16 protein-coding genes are annotated in these 16,133 nt (G+C 66.0%); 1 reads left to right on the forward strand and 15 read right to left on the reverse strand.

The window, feature by feature from the left end:
• Positions 1-33: 33 nt before the first annotated feature.
• From IPL75_12230 to IPL75_12290, 13 genes are all read right to left on the reverse strand, one after another.
• The gene (locus tag IPL75_12230; GenBank protein MBK9241004.1) at positions 34-276 is read right to left on the reverse strand and encodes a KH domain-containing protein; all 243 of its coding nucleotides are present in this window, start codon (positions 274-276) and stop codon (positions 34-36) included.
• Complete coding sequence (rpsP, locus tag IPL75_12235) at positions 273-542, reverse strand: 30S ribosomal protein S16 (protein ID MBK9241005.1); 270 nt, start codon at positions 540-542, stop codon at positions 273-275. The genes IPL75_12230 and rpsP overlap by 4 nt, the downstream gene beginning before the upstream one ends.
• An 11-nt stretch (positions 543-553) precedes the next feature.
• On the reverse strand, positions 554-1,927 hold the full coding sequence (gene ffh, locus IPL75_12240; protein ID MBK9241006.1) for a signal recognition particle protein: 1,374 nt from the start codon (positions 1,925-1,927) through the stop codon (positions 554-556).
• A gap of 128 nt (positions 1,928-2,055) precedes the next feature.
• Positions 2,056-2,910: a hypothetical protein gene (locus tag IPL75_12245; protein ID MBK9241007.1), complete on the reverse strand. Its 855-nt coding sequence runs from the start codon at positions 2,908-2,910 to the stop codon at positions 2,056-2,058.
• Between the two features lie 11 nt (positions 2,911-2,921).
• Positions 2,922-4,166: a bifunctional 3,4-dihydroxy-2-butanone-4-phosphate synthase/GTP cyclohydrolase II gene (locus IPL75_12250; protein MBK9241008.1), complete on the reverse strand. Its 1,245-nt coding sequence runs from the start codon at positions 4,164-4,166 to the stop codon at positions 2,922-2,924.
• Positions 4,163-4,762 (reverse strand): riboflavin synthase, encoded by a 600-nt coding sequence (locus IPL75_12255; GenBank protein ID MBK9241009.1) that lies wholly within the window; start codon positions 4,760-4,762, stop codon positions 4,163-4,165. Before IPL75_12255 ends, IPL75_12250 begins: the two co-directional genes overlap by 4 nt.
• Entirely contained in the window at positions 4,759-5,841 is a 1,083-nt protein-coding gene (gene ribD / locus IPL75_12260; protein ID MBK9241010.1) for a bifunctional diaminohydroxyphosphoribosylaminopyrimidine deaminase/5-amino-6-(5-phosphoribosylamino)uracil reductase RibD, read from the reverse strand. Before ribD ends, IPL75_12255 begins: the two co-directional genes overlap by 4 nt.
• 5 nt (positions 5,842-5,846) lie before the next feature.
• Positions 5,847-6,779, reverse strand: a complete 933-nt coding sequence (gene ftsY / locus IPL75_12265; protein ID MBK9241011.1) for a signal recognition particle-docking protein FtsY — start codon at positions 6,777-6,779, stop codon at positions 5,847-5,849.
• The gene (locus tag IPL75_12270; GenBank protein MBK9241012.1) at positions 6,779-7,786 is read right to left on the reverse strand and encodes an NAD(P)-dependent glycerol-3-phosphate dehydrogenase; all 1,008 of its coding nucleotides are present in this window, start codon (positions 7,784-7,786) and stop codon (positions 6,779-6,781) included. Before IPL75_12270 ends, ftsY begins: the two co-directional genes overlap by 1 nt.
• Positions 7,787-7,792: 6 nt before the next feature.
• Entirely contained in the window at positions 7,793-9,073 is a 1,281-nt protein-coding gene (locus IPL75_12275; protein ID MBK9241013.1) for a competence/damage-inducible protein A, read from the reverse strand.
• Positions 9,067-9,525, reverse strand: coding sequence for a phosphatidylglycerophosphatase A (locus IPL75_12280; protein ID MBK9241014.1), 459 nt, complete (start codon positions 9,523-9,525; stop codon positions 9,067-9,069). Before IPL75_12280 ends, IPL75_12275 begins: the two co-directional genes overlap by 7 nt.
• Positions 9,522-10,484: an RDD family protein gene (locus IPL75_12285; protein MBK9241015.1), complete on the reverse strand. Its 963-nt coding sequence runs from the start codon at positions 10,482-10,484 to the stop codon at positions 9,522-9,524. The genes IPL75_12280 and IPL75_12285 overlap by 4 nt, the downstream gene beginning before the upstream one ends.
• The gene (locus IPL75_12290; protein ID MBK9241016.1) at positions 10,481-11,272 is read right to left on the reverse strand and encodes a tetratricopeptide repeat protein; all 792 of its coding nucleotides are present in this window, start codon (positions 11,270-11,272) and stop codon (positions 10,481-10,483) included. Before IPL75_12290 ends, IPL75_12285 begins: the two co-directional genes overlap by 4 nt.
• 103 nt (positions 11,273-11,375) lie before the next feature.
• Here IPL75_12290 and ftcD point away from each other — a divergent pair, with 103 nt between their 5' ends.
• Positions 11,376-12,269, forward strand: a complete 894-nt coding sequence (ftcD, locus tag IPL75_12295; protein MBK9241017.1) for a glutamate formimidoyltransferase — start codon at positions 11,376-11,378, stop codon at positions 12,267-12,269.
• Positions 12,270-12,405: 136 nt separating this feature from the next.
• On the opposite strand, the gene IPL75_12300 is transcribed toward ftcD, so the two are convergent.
• Entirely contained in the window at positions 12,406-13,770 is a 1,365-nt protein-coding gene (locus IPL75_12300; protein ID MBK9241018.1) for a sigma-54-dependent Fis family transcriptional regulator, read from the reverse strand.
• Entirely contained in the window at positions 13,755-16,109 is a 2,355-nt protein-coding gene (locus IPL75_12305; GenBank protein ID MBK9241019.1) for a HAMP domain-containing protein, read from the reverse strand. Before IPL75_12305 ends, IPL75_12300 begins: the two co-directional genes overlap by 16 nt.
• Between the last annotated feature and the right edge of the window lie 24 nt (positions 16,110-16,133).

Genomic DNA, 16,133 nt, shown 5'->3' on the forward strand with positions numbered 1-16,133 from the left:
CGACGCCCAATCCACTGCGTCGCCCTCCCGCGCCTAGTCGTCGCGGAAGTCGACGCTGACCCGAAGGCCGTCGAGTTCCGCGGCCGCAGCCGCGAGCGTCCGGACTGCCGTGGCGGTCCGTCCCTGCCGGCCGATCACGCGGCCCAGGTCGCCCGGCGCCATCGTCAGTTCCACAACGGTCTGGTCGCGGCGCTCGTACTCCACCACGTCCACCTCGTCGGGCTGGCTCGCCAGTGCGCGCGCCACCACGTCCACGACGTCGCGCGCCCGGCTCACGATGCGGCCGGAGCGGCTTCCTGCACCGGTGCCACCGGCGCGCGGGCAAGCAACGTGCGCAGCGTGTCGGACGGCGTCGCGCCGCTCTTCACCCAGTGCGCCAACCGCTCGCGATCGATCACCAGTGTTTCCGGCGATGTGCGCGGATTGTAGTGGCCGAGAATTTCAATGAAGCGGCCCTCGCGTGCGGCCGCCGACTCGGTCACGACAATGCGGTAAAAGGCCCGGTTCTTCGAACCTGCCCGCCGCATACGAATCACTACCATGCTGTCTCCTTCTACCTGCCCCGTAACATGCCCATCAGGCGCTGCTTGCCTTTGAGTCCGCCACCTGCGCCGCTCATCGTCTTGAGCATCTTGCGCATCTCGACGAACTGCTTCAGCACCCGATTGACCTCTTCCACCGACGTGCCGCTGCCGCGCGCGATGCGCTTGCGACGGCTGCCGTTCAGCAACTGGTGGTCCTGGCGCTCCTCAATCGTCATCGAACTGATGATCGCCTGCACCCGGCCCACCTGTTTGCCATCCACCTGAGCGCGCTGTGCGTTCAGTTCTTTCATCGCGCCAAGTCCGGGAATCATCCCCAGCACCTGGTCCAGCGGCCCCATCTTCGTGATGGTGCGCAGCTGGTCTGCAAAATCATCCAGCGTGAAGTCATCGAGACGCGTCTTCTTCTCGAGCTTCTCGCGGCTCTCCGCATCAAGCGCGCCCTCTGCGCGTTCGATGAGGGTGAGGATGTCGCCCATCCCCAGCAGCCGTGACACCAGCCGGTCCGCATGGAACGGCTCGAAATCCTGTGGCCGCTCGCCCACACCCACAAACGCAATCGGCACACCGACCACGCCCACCACCGACAACGCCGCGCCGCCCCGGGCATCACCGTCGAGCTTGGTGAGCACCACGCCGGTGACCCCGTTGCCCGTCCCAGGCACGCTCATCCGCGCGTTGAACTCACCCGCGCTCCGAATCGCGTCCTGGCCGGTCATCGCGTCTGCGACGTACAACCGATCGGTCGGACTGACCGCCGCCGCAATCGCCTCGAGCTCGGCCATCAGCTCGTCGTCGATGTGCAACCGCCCCGCGGTGTCCACGATGAGCGTGTCGAACCCCAGCTGCCTGGTTGCAGCCAACGCGCCCGACGCTCGCACCACCGGGTCCAACTCACCCGCCGGGTCGTGCACCCGCACACCCACTTGCCCCGCCAGCACCGACAACTGCTCGATGGCCGCCGGCCGACGCACGTCGGTGGACACCAGCATCGGGTGCTTCCCCTGCGCCACCAGCCACCGGGCCAGCTTCGCCGAGGTCGTCGTCTTGCCCGAGCCCTGCAGCCCCAGCATCAACACCACGCGGGGCGACCGCGCATCCGGCGTGAGCCCCCCGGTGACATCACCGAAGAGCGCCAGCATCTCGTCGCGGACGATCCGCACCACCTGCTGCGCCGGCGACAGGCTGCGCAACACCTCGTCGCCAATCGCCTTCGCCCGCACGCGGTCGATAAACGCCTTGACGACGCGGAAGTTGACGTCGGCTTCGAGCAGCGCGAGCCGAATCTCGCGCAGCGCGGCGTCAACACTCGCTTCGCTCAGGCGCACTTCGCCCCGAAGCGACCTGAAAACGTCCTGTAGACGTGTGCTGAGCGACTCCAACATACCGTTCACGCCGCCTGTCCGGCCCCGACGCCACACCCCGTCTGTAGCCCTAACCGGTTCAGGCGCAAACAGTTATCTTAAGGCAGAATCGGCCATCTGGGAACCGGAAACTGGCGATCCGGGCCGTTCTACTTGATGATCGTCTCTACGGCGACGTCGAACCGGCGGAAGTTGTCGTAGGTGGCCCGGCCGGTGATGACCGGCTGGCGGGGGGTTGAGTAGCGTTCACTCATCAAAAACGGCAGCCAGAGCTTCAATTTCGGCTGTTCGGCATACCCCACCGTCACCAGGGCCGTGGTGGACCCGGTGTTGATTCTCAACTCGGTTCGAAGCACCCGCCCGGACGATTCCTCGATCCAGAACTTGCCGGAGGCGGCCGCGTTGTCGCGGGTTTCGACAAACCGGGGCATCTTGCGCTCCTGGAACCGGACTTCACGGGCCTCAATACCCGACACCTCCAGGGTGCCTCCGCGCTTGAACTCGGACCGGTGCTGCTCGGCCGTCCTGGCGTACTGCAGGACCATCGTGGGCACGTTGATATTCCGGCTGACCCAGCCCAGGTTCAGGCGCGAACTGGCCTCCACGATCTTCTTGACCTGGGCGGCACTGTCGCCAGTGGGCTTGATGAACAGGTCCACAAGCCGGTCGGTACGGTCGCGGACCTCCTTGCCGTCCACCTCGTAGACATCCCGGAAGGCCACCCACCCCATGTCGCCGGCCTTGGCCAGCAGCAGATCTGAGCGTAGTTCGCGCTTGTCACCGAACATGCCGTGGATCGGAGCGACCTCCTGGAAATAGCGCTCCTCGGAGACCACGGTCGCCAGATCTTTCTCGAACGTGTCGATGTACGCACCCAGCCGCACCAGCAGCGCGGGAAGTGACGTGTCGAGCTTTGCCGGCTCCTGGGCGGAAAGCGCGAGTCCCGCGGCAAGGACTGCCGCCACGACAGCACTGACGATGCGCCCCAAGGGCCTTTCCACCATGATCACCTGCCCTACACGGATGAGAGTTTGTGACCGAGCTTGTCTTTCTTCGTTTTCATGTACCGGCGCGTGAACTCGGTCGCTTCAATTTCGAGCGGCACCGATTCCACCACCGACAACCCGTACCCTTCCAGCCCCACGAACTTCCGCGGATTGTTGGTGAGCAGGCGCATCGTGCGCACACCCAGGTCGCGCAGGATCTGGGCGCCGATGCCGTAGTCGCGCTGGTCGGGTTTGAACCCGAGCTTTTCGTTGGCTTCCACCGTATCGAGCCCCTGGTCCTGCAACTCGTAGGCCTTGATCTTGTTGGCCAGGCCGATGCCCCGGCCCTCCTGGTTCAGGTAGAGCAACACGCCCTGCCCTTCAGCCGCGATGAGCGCCATGGCGCGATCGAGCTGCAGGCCGCAGTCACACCGAGACGAATGGAACACATCGCCGGTCAGGCACTTCGAGTGCACGCGCACCATGATCCGTTCACCCGCACCCACATCACCGCGCACAAGCGCGACGTGCGTTTCCCCATCAAGTCCCGACTCATAGGCATAGACGTCGAACGGCCCATGCGCAGTCGGCAACGCGGCGCGAGCCGTCCGTTTCACCAGGCTTTCCGTGCGCATGCGATACCGAATCAGGTCGGCGATGGTGATCATCAGCAGCTTGTGCTTGCGTGCAAACTTCGTCAGCTCAGGCACGCGCGCCATGGTGCCGTCTTCATTGAGAATTTCGCAGATGACGCCGGCCGGCTCCATCCCGGCCATCCGCGCCAGATCCACTGCCGCCTCGGTGTGGCCCGCGCGCACCAGCACGCCGCCAGGACGGCCTCGCAGCGGGAAGACGTGTCCCGGCCGGGCCAGGTCTTTCGGCTTCGTGTTCGGATCAATGGCCACCTTCACGGTGTGCGCGCGGTCGGCAGCCGACACACCCGTGGACGTCCCGGCACGTGCATCGATCGAGACGCAGAACGCGGTTTCACGCCGCGACGAGTTGTCGCTCACTTCCAGCGGCACATCAAGTTCGATCAGCCGCTCGGGCGTCATCGACAGGCACACGAGCCCGCGCCCGTGTTTCACCATGAAGTTGATCGCTTCAGGCGTCACCTTCGACGCGGCCATTGTCAGGTCCCCCTCGTTTTCCCGATGCTCATCGTCGACGACCACAAGCATCTGGCCCTCACGAAAGGCGGCCACGGCCTTGTCGATGGGCGCGAACGGCGAGGCCTTGCGGCCCTTGGCTAGACGAAGACTGGCGCTTTTCACTTGCGACTCATCCCTTCAAAAGACTGCAACGACATCATGCGGGCCACGTACTTGCCGAGCACGTCACCTTCGACATTCACCGACGCGCCGGCCGCCACATCGGGCAGTGCGGTCTGCGCCCACGTGTGCGGCACAATCTGCACGGCGAACGACTTCTCAGTGAGTGCCGCGATGGTCAGGCTGATCCCGTCGAGACTGATCGACCCCTTGGGAATCAGGCACGCCTCGATTGCGGGAGGCACACGGAACTCGAGCCAGTAACAGTCGCCCTCTGCACGCACGGAGGTCAACTCGGTGACCGCATCCACGTGGCCCAGCACGAAGTGGCCGCCGAGGCGATCGTCGGCGCGCATCGGACGCTCGAGGTTCACCCGCCGGCCCACGCGCCATTCGCCGAGCGTCGTGACTCGCAGCGTCTCGGGCGAAACATCGGCGGCAAACCCGGTTTCTGATTGCGTCACGACCGTGAGGCACACGCCGTTTACCGCGATGCTGTCGCCAAGGCCGAGCTCGGTGGCCAGTGGCGTATCGATCGCTATACGCCGAGCGCCTGGCAGCTCGTCAACCGCGCTGACCCGGCCTACGGCTTCAATCAACCCTGTAAACATTCGTCCACCAACCAGTCGGCATCGAACCGCTGCCACCGCTCGGAAGGCACCGCCTCGCACCGCGCCCGTACCGCAGGCACCATCGGCACGCCGTGGCCCAGAACGGCCGGAGTGACCAGCCACTGCAGGTGATCCACCAAGCCCGCGTCGAGCCACGCCTGTTGCAGCGACGGCCCACCCTCAAGCACCAGCGACTGCACACCGTCTTCGGCCAACCGGCGCGCCACGGCGGCCAGGTCGCGCGTGGGATACGCATCCACCCGCACGCCCTGCGCCGCGAGCGCCTCGAACCTTGCCGGCTCGGCCTGCACCGTCGAATCCAACACCACCATTATGACGGGACCGGCCGAACCGGTCGACCACAGGCGCGCCCCGGGTGATGTACGCCCCCGCCAGTCGAAAACGACCCGGGTCAGCGGACGAGTGCGCATCGGCCCGCGGGCCGTCAGTTCCGGGTCGTCCACCAGCACCGTGTCGGCGCCCACCGCAATGGCATCGATCCACGCCCGCTGGCGATGCATCCAGCGATCCGCCGCGGCGCCCGAGAGTTGGGTGCGTTCCCCAACCCGCCCGACAAAGCCGTCAGACGACGTCACGGTCTTGAGCACGGTCCAGGGGCGACGGTACCGCATCCATGTGAGGAACGGCGCGTTCTGCCGCTCGGCGTCGTCTGTGCCGACGCCAACTGCCACCTCAATGCCGCGTTCGCGCAGCCAGGCATGGCCGCGGCCATCCACCAGCGGATTGGGATCTTGAATCGCCGTGACGACCCGCCGAACGCCGGCCGCCGCGATCCGGTCAACGCACGGCCCGGTGCGTCCCGTGTGACTGCACGGTTCGAGCGTGCAATACAACGTTGCTCCGCGCGCCCGGTCCCCGGCATCGTCGAGCGCGATGACCTCTGCATGCGGACCACCCGCCACCAGGTGCGCGCCCTGCCCAACGACAACATCCTCGGGCGACACCACCACCGCGCCGACGAGCGGATTGGGATGTGTGCGACCGCGACCGCGTTCGGCCAGCGCGATCGCCCGGGCCATCCACGCGGCATCGGTCGGCGCGAGCACTGGTGCTACTTCGTTTCTGAGAAAAGCGCGTCCACGTACGCGCCGGCGTCAAAGGGCAGGAAGTCGTCGATCCCCTCGCCCACGCCAATGTAACGGATGGGAAGTTTCAGATCGTGCGCGATGGCCACCACCACGCCACCCTTGGCCGTGCCGTCAAGCTTGGTCAGCACAATGCCATTGGCGCCGCTCGCCTGCTGGAACTCACGTGCCTGCACCAGACCGTTCTGCCCCACAGTCGCGTCAAGCACCAGCAACACCTCGTGGGGCGCGCCCGGGACCTCGCGCGAGACAATGCGGCGAATCTTGTCGAGTTCGGCCATCAGGTTGGCGCGCGTGTGCAGCCGCCCTGCCGTGTCCACGAGCACAATCTCGCGCCCGCGGGCCTTGGCTGCAGTCACCGCGTCGAATGTGATTGCCGCCGGATCGGATCCGGTTTTCGCTCGCACCAGGTCAACACCCGCGCGCTCGGTCCACACGGCGAGCTGCTCGACGGCAGCGGCGCGAAATGTATCTGCCGCGCAGACCAGCACCGACCGGCCGGCCGCCCGGTACAGATTGGCCAGTTTGCCGACGGTTGTCGTCTTGCCGGTGCCGTTGACGCCGACGATGAGTATGACGTGCGGAGTTGAAACGATCGCTTTCGGCGCGTCGGTCTCGCTGAGGATGCGGCGTACTTCACGTCCCACGCGCGCACTGATGGAACCTACCCGATCCTGGCGCACGGCTTCCACGATGCGCTCGGTGGCCGGCAAGCCGACATCGGCCGCGATCAATGCCTCTTCAACCGCCTCAAGCGTATCGAGCGCCAACGCAGGCCGGCCGCCTGTTGAGGCGGGTGCCTGTGTTGAGGCCGACGGCTGCTCGGCGTCAGCAAGGCGGTCGCGAATCTGTTTTGCGGTGCGCGCAAGCCCTGCGCGCAGACGGTCAAAAAGCGCCATCAGACCTTTCCGGCTTCCTGTTCGCAGCGCTGTGGCCGCAACATCAAATCGCCCGCAGCCGCGCGAGGCGTCTTGCGGCCCGCCAGGACCTCGGCCATTTGCGCCGCAATCGGAAGCTCCACACCGTGACGTTGCCCCAGCGCGAGCGCGGCGGGAGTGGTGCGCACACCCTCGGCCACCATTCGCATGCCCGCCAGAATGTCGTCGAGCGATCGGCCCCGGCCCAGTTCCACGCCGACATGGCGGTTGCGGCTGAGCGAACCCGTGCACGTCAGCACCAGATCTCCCAACCCGCTGAGGCCCGAAGGCGTCTCGCGCTGCCCACCCATCGCGAACGAGAGTCGGGAAATTTCGGCGAGGCCGCGAGTGATGAGCGCCGCCATCGCGTTGTGACCAAGACCCAGCGACTCCACCACACCCGCGGCAATAGCAATGATGTTCTTGAGCGCCGCGCCAATCTCGACACCGACGACGTCGGTGGACGCGTAGAGGCGGAAGACCGGGCCGCGGAACTCCTCCTGAACTGCGGCGAGCGCCACGGCGTCTGTTGACGCGGCCACGAGCGCTGTGGGCAGGCGCTGCGCGACCTCAGCCGCGAAGCTTGGTCCGGAGAGCACCACGACGGGATTGCGCCCGCCGGTCTCCTCCGTCAGCACCTCCGACATCCGGTCGTGTGAATCAGCCTCAAGGCCTTTGGTGGCACTGACCAGGATCACACCGGGCTCAAGGTGGGGCACGGCGTTTCGCACCACGGCCCGCAAGCCGTGCGAGGGCACGGCCACAATCACATGCCGCGCGCCCGCAAGGGCCAAGGTCAACGACGACGTGGGCCGGAGTTGTGCGGGAAACGTGACGTCCGGGAGATAGGTGGGGTTCGCGCGGCGTTCCGCCATCGCGCCGAGCAGGTCATGGTCGCGGCCCCATAGGGCCACGTCGTGTCCCATGCTTCCCAGATGGATTGCCAGAGCGGTGCCCCAACTACCGGCACCGAGTACCGCGGTCGACATACGCTCTTAATTGTAGTCGGCGTCGGTCAGGACGCGTCGAATCAGGTCCAATGCGGCCTGAACCGCCATCCGCCGAACGGTCGTACGGTCACCCGGCAAACGAACCATTCGCACAACGCTCCGGTCTCCGGGGCCCGACACGGCCAGGGCCACCGTGCCGACGGGCTTGGCCTCGGTGCCCCCGGTGGGCCCGGCAATTCCCGTGATACCAACGCCCAGGTCGGTCTTGAGGCGACGACGCACACCGTCGGCCATGGCTTGCGCGACCGGCTCGCTGACCGCGCCGTGGGTATCGATCAGTGCGGCCGGCACATCAAGCGCCTGCACTTTCACTTCATTCGCGTATGCCACGACCCCGCCCTCGATCCAGGCGGAACTGCCGGACACATCGGTCAACGCACCCAGGAGAAGTCCCGCAGTGCAGGACTCCGCCGCAGACAATTTGAACCCGCGCTCCAGGAGCAGAGCGCCCACCACTTCTTCCAGGGTGCGACCATCGATGCTGAACACGGCCGGGGCCAGTGCCGCTTCCAGTTTGTGCACCGCGTCATCAAGTGCGCGGTCGAGTACCGAAGCGTCTTCACCCTGCGCCGCCAGATGCAATTCCACCTGGCCAGGCGCCGCCAGGATCGTGGTGCTGATCACAGGGTCTGACTGCAGCCACGTCGTATAGATCGGCTGTGCGATTTCCTCTACATGCGATTCACTGCGGCCCGTGGTCTTCAGCGTGCGGCGCCGAAGCACTGCGCTTGCGCACAGGTCGCGAAGCCGCGGCAGCACACTGACCTCAAACATCGGCTTGAGTTCACGCGGCGGGCCCGGCAGAGCGACAAGAACCTGCTCGCCGATCTTGAACCACAGCCCCGGGGCGGTGCCGTTCGGATTCTCGAGAGCGGCCGCGCCTTTCGGCACCTGGGCCTGACGGGCGTTGATCGACGGCATCCGGATTCCACGACGGGCAAATCGCGCTTCAATCGCCGCCAGCAGCGCTGGGTCTTCTTCAAACGTCACGCCGGCCACGTCTGCCACCGCTTCCCGCGTCACATCGTCATCTGTGGGGCCCAGGCCTCCAGTGGTGACCACCACGTCGGCGCGCGTGAGTGCCGCTCGCAGAGCCGCAGCAAGGGTCGCGCGGTCGTCGAGGACCACGGACTTGCCGCGCACGTCGAGGCCCAGTTCGTTGAGGCGCGCGGTGAGGTAGAGGGAATTTGTATCGGAGCGGAACGGCGTGAGGAGTTCGGAGCCGACTGCCAGAATTTCGGCGAACCGCAGCGGCTTTGTTACCACGCGCCCGGCCAGTAGCGCACCAACAGCATCATCAGGCCCAGGCCGTACAGGCCGGCCATCAGGTCATCGGCCATGATGCCCAGTCCACCATGCAGACGTTCGAACTGGCGAGCCGGGGGCGGCTTGATGATGTCGAGCACGCGGAAGATCAGGAAGCCGACGATGGCGCCTTTCCAGGCGACGCCGGTCAGAAACAGAGTCAGAAGCTGGCCGGCGACTTCGTCGATCACGACAGGGCCTGGGTCTTCGCGCTTGAGCGCCACCTCGGCGACGCTGGCCGCCCAGATTCCCACGATCGTGATTCCCGCAAGCACCGCGAACTGCGCCATCGGCGTCCAGCCGCGGGTCAACATGTAGATAACGACACCCACAGCCGACCCGACAGTTCCGGGGGCCACGGGAAAAAACCCGACACCGCCGACTGTGGCGATGCCCATGCCGAGCTGTTTCACAAATGCACCACCCGGGTGTGGGCCAGGCGATCGTGAACGGACGCACCGGAACCAAACAGCGCAGGGACAAGACCGGCGCCCAGGGCCATCACCGAAGGCAGGGCCACGAGCGACCGAATTGCCGCCTGCGACATCGTGAGACTCTCGCCCATGGACGACTCCTCAGGAGTTGAGACGACCCGGATGTGCATCGCCATTTTGCCCAGCGTCTGTCCGCCGGCCACCGTGAAGAGCACGAGATATCCGACAGCCAGCAGCCCGAACATCGCAGCCATCGGCGCCACGGGCAGCAGCCGGAAGTCGGCAAGCGTCAAGCCCGTGAGTTGCAGGGTGAGATACAGCACGGCGCCGGCGATGCCAAGAAGCAACGTCGCGTCGATGGCCACTGCGGCCAACCGCGTCATGGCACCCACGGACTGCTGGACTTCGGTCGCGTCAGGCGATGGCGCATGATCGGGCGCGGGTTCACGCGTCCACTGCATCGGCGAAGGCATGGGCAACGGCAGTGGAACCTCCTCACGGAGTTCCACCTGGTCCAGGAGATCGGGTTCGGGAAGCGGGGGCATGCCGTATTTCGCGCGGAGCCGGGCCGAATCGGGCGTGGCACGCCGCACGGCCACGGGCACCCGCGGACGCGCCGGCACCTTCACCATCGGCGCGGGCTCGTCGTCTTCGGCAAGATCGGCACTGGCTGGTTCAGCCATGCTCCTCATGAACAACGGAAGTTCGGCGGTGGCGATGGCGACTGTGGACGGCGCCGGTGCGGCCATCACTGCGGTTGCCGTCGTTGATCTGGACGGGGCACGCAATGCCGCGCTGGACGTGGCGGGGCCGCGGCCCCGCAAGGTGGTCTCGGCCCAGCTGAGCTGCTCGTTTTCGTCCATCGAGAGGTCGTGCCCGCAGTTGCGGCACCGGGGTTCGGGGTCAAAGCTCAGATAGTGGCACTTGGTGCATCTCATCGCGGTCCTTCTAGAGGCCCACGCCTCTCGCCCGCTGCGGCCAGCAGCAGGCGCTGAATGTCGATACGCAACCTATCGGTCTCATCCCGGAAGATCTGTTCAGGCTCGATGCGATCCAGCACCTGCAGGGCCTCGGCCAGGCGGCCCCTCGCATACAGGGTGCGCGCCCGGACCAGCGCCACTTCGGCGTGGCTGGGCACCGTCACGGGCGCGGCAGACAGCGTGGGCGACGGAATGACGGCCGCCGGCCCCACACCCAGGCCCGGCACATTGAGACTGACCAGGACCACCGTGACCACCACCACCGCGGCGGCGGCGAGCCAGGCCCTGACGGTCACTCGCGTGGAAAGCCAGGTGTCCCAACTGACTTTGACCGGGTCGGCGGCGGCGCGAATGCGTGGGGGGCCGCCAAATGCGCGCTCAAGGCGTTCGAGGCCAAGCCGCAAGGCTGCGGTCCGCTCATCTTCGCCAAGGACACTGGTCGCCTGCTGCAACTGCAGCCGGGCTTCATGGGTCCGCCCCTGTTCGAGCAATGCGGCGACGTGCTGCAGCGATTCTTCCGCGCGCCGCTGCCGCTCCACAATCGCGCTGCGGGCCCGGTCGATGTAGCCGCGCGCGCTCGCGTGACTGCGATCGAGGAACAACACCCGGGTCCAGAGGTGAATGGCGTCTTCGTACTGGCCCTGGAAGTACTTGTCCAGGCCCTCAACCAACAGGTCATCCACGCGGCTATCCGGCCCTGCGCCAGGCGCATCACCGGAGTGGGCGAGACGATTCTGTTCGGTCATTTCAGTACCGAGCCGGATTATAGCGAGGCGCGATCAGAAGTACAAGCCCCCCGGATGGGAATGGGCCAATTGGGCTTTGAGCCCGTGATAGAAATGAAGCGAAATGTCCTTAATCGAATGCATCCCCAATATCAGTGAAGGTCGCCGCCAGGACGTGCTCGATGCGTGTGGCAGGGCGATTACTGCCACCGGCGCGCGCTTGCTCGACGTCAAGCCCGACGCGGTACACCACCGGACCGTCTTTTCGTTTGCCGGCACACCGGCGCAGGTGCGTGACGGAGCTCTGGCCCTGTTCGACACCGCCTTGGCCGCCATCGATTTGCGCAATCACAAAGGCGAACATCCCCGGATGGGCGCGGTGGACGTGGTGCCGTTTGTCCCGATCAAGGACGCTACGATGGCCGATTGCGTGGCGCTGGCGCGTGAAGTGGCCGCAGCCGTGGCCGCACGCCACCAGTTGCCGATCTATCTCTACGAGGAGGCCGCCACCACCCCGGCGCGCCGGAATCTTGAAGACGTGCGCCGTGGCGAGTTCGAGGGGCTGGCCGACAAGATCGCCAAACCCGAGTGGGCGCCCGATTTTGGTCCGGCCACCGCACACCCTTCGGCCGGGGCGTCGATCGTGGGCGCGCGGATGCCCCTGATCGCCTACAACATCAATCTCGCCACCGACCGGCTCGACGTGGCCAAAAAGATCGCCGCAGCCGTCAGGCACAGCACCGGCGGCTTCCGCTACGTGAAGGCGATGGGCCTGGCGCTTGAAGACCGCGGCATCGTGCAGGTCTCGATGAACCTGACCAACTTCGAAAAGACACCGATCTACCGGGTGTTCGAGTGCGTGAAGCGGGAGGCCGAACGTTACGGCGTCTCGGTGCTCGAGAGCGAAATCATCGGCCTCATCCCCGCCGCCGCCCTCACCCAGTCAGCCGCCTGGTTCCTGCAAGTCAGCGACTTCTCGGACAAACAAGTGCTGGAGAACGCTTTAGCGGACGACTGAGGAACTGGGGAACTGGGGAACTGGTATTCGTAGCGCGGCCTGGGCCTCAAGGCCGCGGACCTCGGCGCGCTTGAGGTTCAGCGCGCCCTACGAAGACAAAGAGCCCATTGCCGCATTGGCCAATTAGCTCATTGGCTCATTCTCGCGCGGGCCCTATTCCAAGCGACCGCATCTTCTTGTAGAGATTGGACCGTTCCACGTCGAGGACCTCGGCGGTCTTTGAGATGTTGCCCTCGCAGGCCTCGAGCGTGGCGAGGATGTAGTCGCGCTCCCAGGCGTCGCGGGCGTCGTGCAAGGGTCGCACGATGGACGCGCCCGAGGCGTCGCGCAGAATGGTCGGCGCCACCACGTCCAGGAACCCGAGGTCAGTTTCCGTAATGGTGTCGCCGGGCGCCATGATCAGCACACGCTCCACCACGTTCCTGAGTTCGCGCACATTGCCCGGCCAGCGGAAAGCACGCAACATCGCCGCGGCTTCGGGCGAAAACTGTTTCTCGCGCCGCCCGTATTCCTGCGCCAGCTCCGACACAAAATGCCGCGCCAGCCGCACCACGTCGTCGCCCCTTTCGCGAAGCGGCGGCACCGAGATCGGGATGACGTTGAGGCGGAAGAACAGGTCCTCGCGGAACCGGCCCTCGCGAATCTCCTCGGCCAGGTGTTTGTTCGTGGCGGCAATCACGCGCACGTCCACGCGCACACTGCTCTGCCCGCCCACAGGTTCGATGACCTGTTCCTGCAACGCGCGCAGCACCTTGGCCTGTGTCTTCAGGCTCATGTCGGCGATTTCATCCAGGAACAATGTGCCGCCGTGAGCCAGTTCGAACTTGCCGCGCCTGTCGGCTACCGCACCGGTGAACGCGCCCTTCATGTGCCCGAACAACTCCGACTCAATGAGCTCCTCGGGAATGGCGGCGCAGTTCACTTCGACAAACGCTCCTGCCCGCCGGTTGCTCAACGCGTGAATCTGCCGAGCCACCAACTCCTTCCCCGTGCCGTTTTCACCCGAGATCAACACGCGGCTGTTGGTAGGCGCTGCCATCGCGATCTGGGCTCGCAACTGCTGGATGAGCGCGCTCTCACCCACCATGACAAACCGGCGGTCCACGCGCGCGCGCAGCGCGCGATTCTCTTCTTCAAGGCGATGCTGGCGCAGGGCGTTGCGCACCACGAGCATGGTCTTTTCAAGCGAGAGCGGCTTTTCGATGAAATCAAACGCTCCGAGTTTGGTGGCTCGCACCGCGTTTTCAATGCTGCCGTGCCCCGAGATCATGATGACCTGCGCCTCGAGGTGGCGCTCCCGGAGTCTCGCCAGCGTATCGAGTCCATCAAGCCCCGGCAGCCAGATATCGAGCAGCAGCAGATCGTAGGACCGGCGCGTGACCTGCTCCAGGCAGGCCTCGCCGCTGTCCACGGCATCCACCATGTAGCCCTCGTCGCGCAGCACCCCGCCCAGCGACGCGCGCACGCCGGCTTCGTCGTCAACAATCAGGATGGCGGCCATGAAGGCGACTCCACCGGTAGCTCAATCGTAAACACTGTTCCCGTTGGCGTCGCGTCGCCCACTTCAATTCGCCCGCCGTGCTCGCTGATGATGCGCTGCACGATGGCCAATCCAAGGCCGCTCCCCCGCCCCTTGGTTGAATAGTACGGCATGAACAACTTGTCGCGGTCTGCCGCAGGCACGCCCGGGCCGTTATCCACCACGCGGAACCGCAGCGACTGCTGGGCTTCGTCGCGGCCCGTGGACAACGTGATCGTCGGCACCGCCCCGTCGGGACGATGGGCGGCAGCGGGGCCACCGAGCGCTTCGAGGGCGTTGTCGATCAAATTGATGATGACCTGTCGAATCTGCTCCACGTCCACACGCACCAGCGGCGGGTCTGGTGTCAGCCGTTGCTCCATCACCACGAGCGACGACTGCAGCACACCCGCATAAAGCCGAACAACGTCGGCGATGATGGCGTTCAGATCGGCGGGCGCCATCTTGGGGCCGCGCAACCGTGCAAACTGCGCGAACTCATCCACCAGGCTCTTGAGGGCATCCACTTCCGTGACGATGGCGCCCGTGCATTCGTCCACCAGAGCCTTGTCGGCGGCCGGCGCGTTGGCGAACTTCCGGCGCAACCGTTCGGCGGAAAGCTGGATGGGCGTGAGCGGGTTCTTGATTTCGTGCGCCAGCCGCCGCGCCACGTCGCGCCAGGCCGCCACACGTTGCGCCCGAATCAGCGGCGTCACATCGTCGAGCACGAGGACGGCCCCTTCCGGGTCGCCCGCAGTGCCGCTGAGCACGGTGGCCGCGGCGGCGAGGTGAATCTCGCGATCCTCGCGCGCGAGGGTTACTTCTTCGATGGCCCCGGCCAACACCCGATCGAGCCCACGGCTGGACCCACCCAGCCGATGCGCCTCGGTCGTCGCATCCACGAGCGGCAGGAGGACGCGCAGGTCTTCACGGCTGAATACGGCTGACGCCTCATGCCCGATAGCGGTGGCGTCAATGCCGAGCAGCCGCTCAGCCGCGCCATTGAGTGTCGAGATTCGTCCCCTGGCATCGAGCGAGATGACGCCGGTCGCGACGCGCTCGAGAATGGTCTCGATGTAACGCCGCCGCGCGTCCACTTCGATGTTCTTCTGCTCGAGCGCCAGACGCGACTGCTGCAGGCGATCCTGGCTCGTACCCAGCTCAGCCGCCATCGTGTTGAACGCCTCAACCAGGGAGCCGAGCTCGTCGCTGGTTTGCGGCTCGAGTCGAAGGTCGAGCTGGCCGGCGCCGATGGCGCGCGCGCCTTCCGCCAGCATCTGGATGGGCCGCGTAATTCGCTTGGCCACATACAAGCCAAGCCACGTGGCGCTGACCAGGATCAGCAAAGTGACGGTCAGGAAAACGGCGCGGTAGAGGGCGGTCATCGGCGCCCGGAGCACTTCCAACTGCTTGTATTCTTCGAACCGGGCGGCCGCCAACCGTTCCTGTGCCGCCATTTCCTCAGGCACATATAGGGAGACGACGACCACGCCCACCACAATGCCCGCCGCGTTGCGCACCGGTGCGGCGGCGCGCACCAGGACGCCGCCACTGCCGACCTTGTCTTCGGTCATGTCATCGCGCCCCGATGCGGCCACCCGTGCGGCGATGCGATCCGCCGACGCGCGCACGCTGTCGCGAGGCGGCGCTCCAGCTTCAAGCGCCAGCAGGAACACCGCGTCACGCAAACCACCGGGCGTGGACACGGTCTGATACATCTCAATCAGGCCATCACGCATGGTGGCCAGTTCGTTGTTGGCCACGGCCTGCAGCGGCGCCACGTTGCCGGCGTCCATGTCACCCGGCGGCAGGCGCGTGGCCAGCCACGACGCACGGAGGCTCGCCGACTCCTGTCGCTCGAGGTGATACTGCCTGGCAATTTTCTGCGCGGCGCTCAGGGACTCTTCAACCGGGACGCTGAAGTAGCGGTCTGCAAAACTGCGCAGGTACTCGCTGCCGATCACCAGCACCAGGGTGGCCGGCACGATAGTCATGGCCAACAATGCGGCCACCAGTTTCGCGCGGAACCGCGCGAACGGCGCCCCACGCCGGCCCTCGACCCAGAGCTTGACGATGTTGCGCCCGAGCACCGCGACCAGCACCAGCAGCAACGTGAGTGACACGGCCGCCAGCGCGTAAAACACTGCTTCGCTGCCAATCAGCGCCTGATCGAGTCCGGCCACGCTCGGCAGCCACAACGCGGCGGCCAATACGCCCAGCAGCAGCGTGACGGCAAGCGTCAGCACTCGCGGGTTGTCGAGTGCGCGGCGACGGGGCGGCGCGATCGGCGGGGGCGGAGGCGGTGGCGAATCGAGCAGCATGAGGCGGGCGTGCCCTTCCGCCAG

The sequence above is a fragment of the Acidobacteriota bacterium genome (assembly GCA_016716905.1).
In the GTDB taxonomy this organism is placed as follows: Bacteria; Acidobacteriota; Vicinamibacteria; order Vicinamibacterales; family SCN-69-37; genus SYFT01.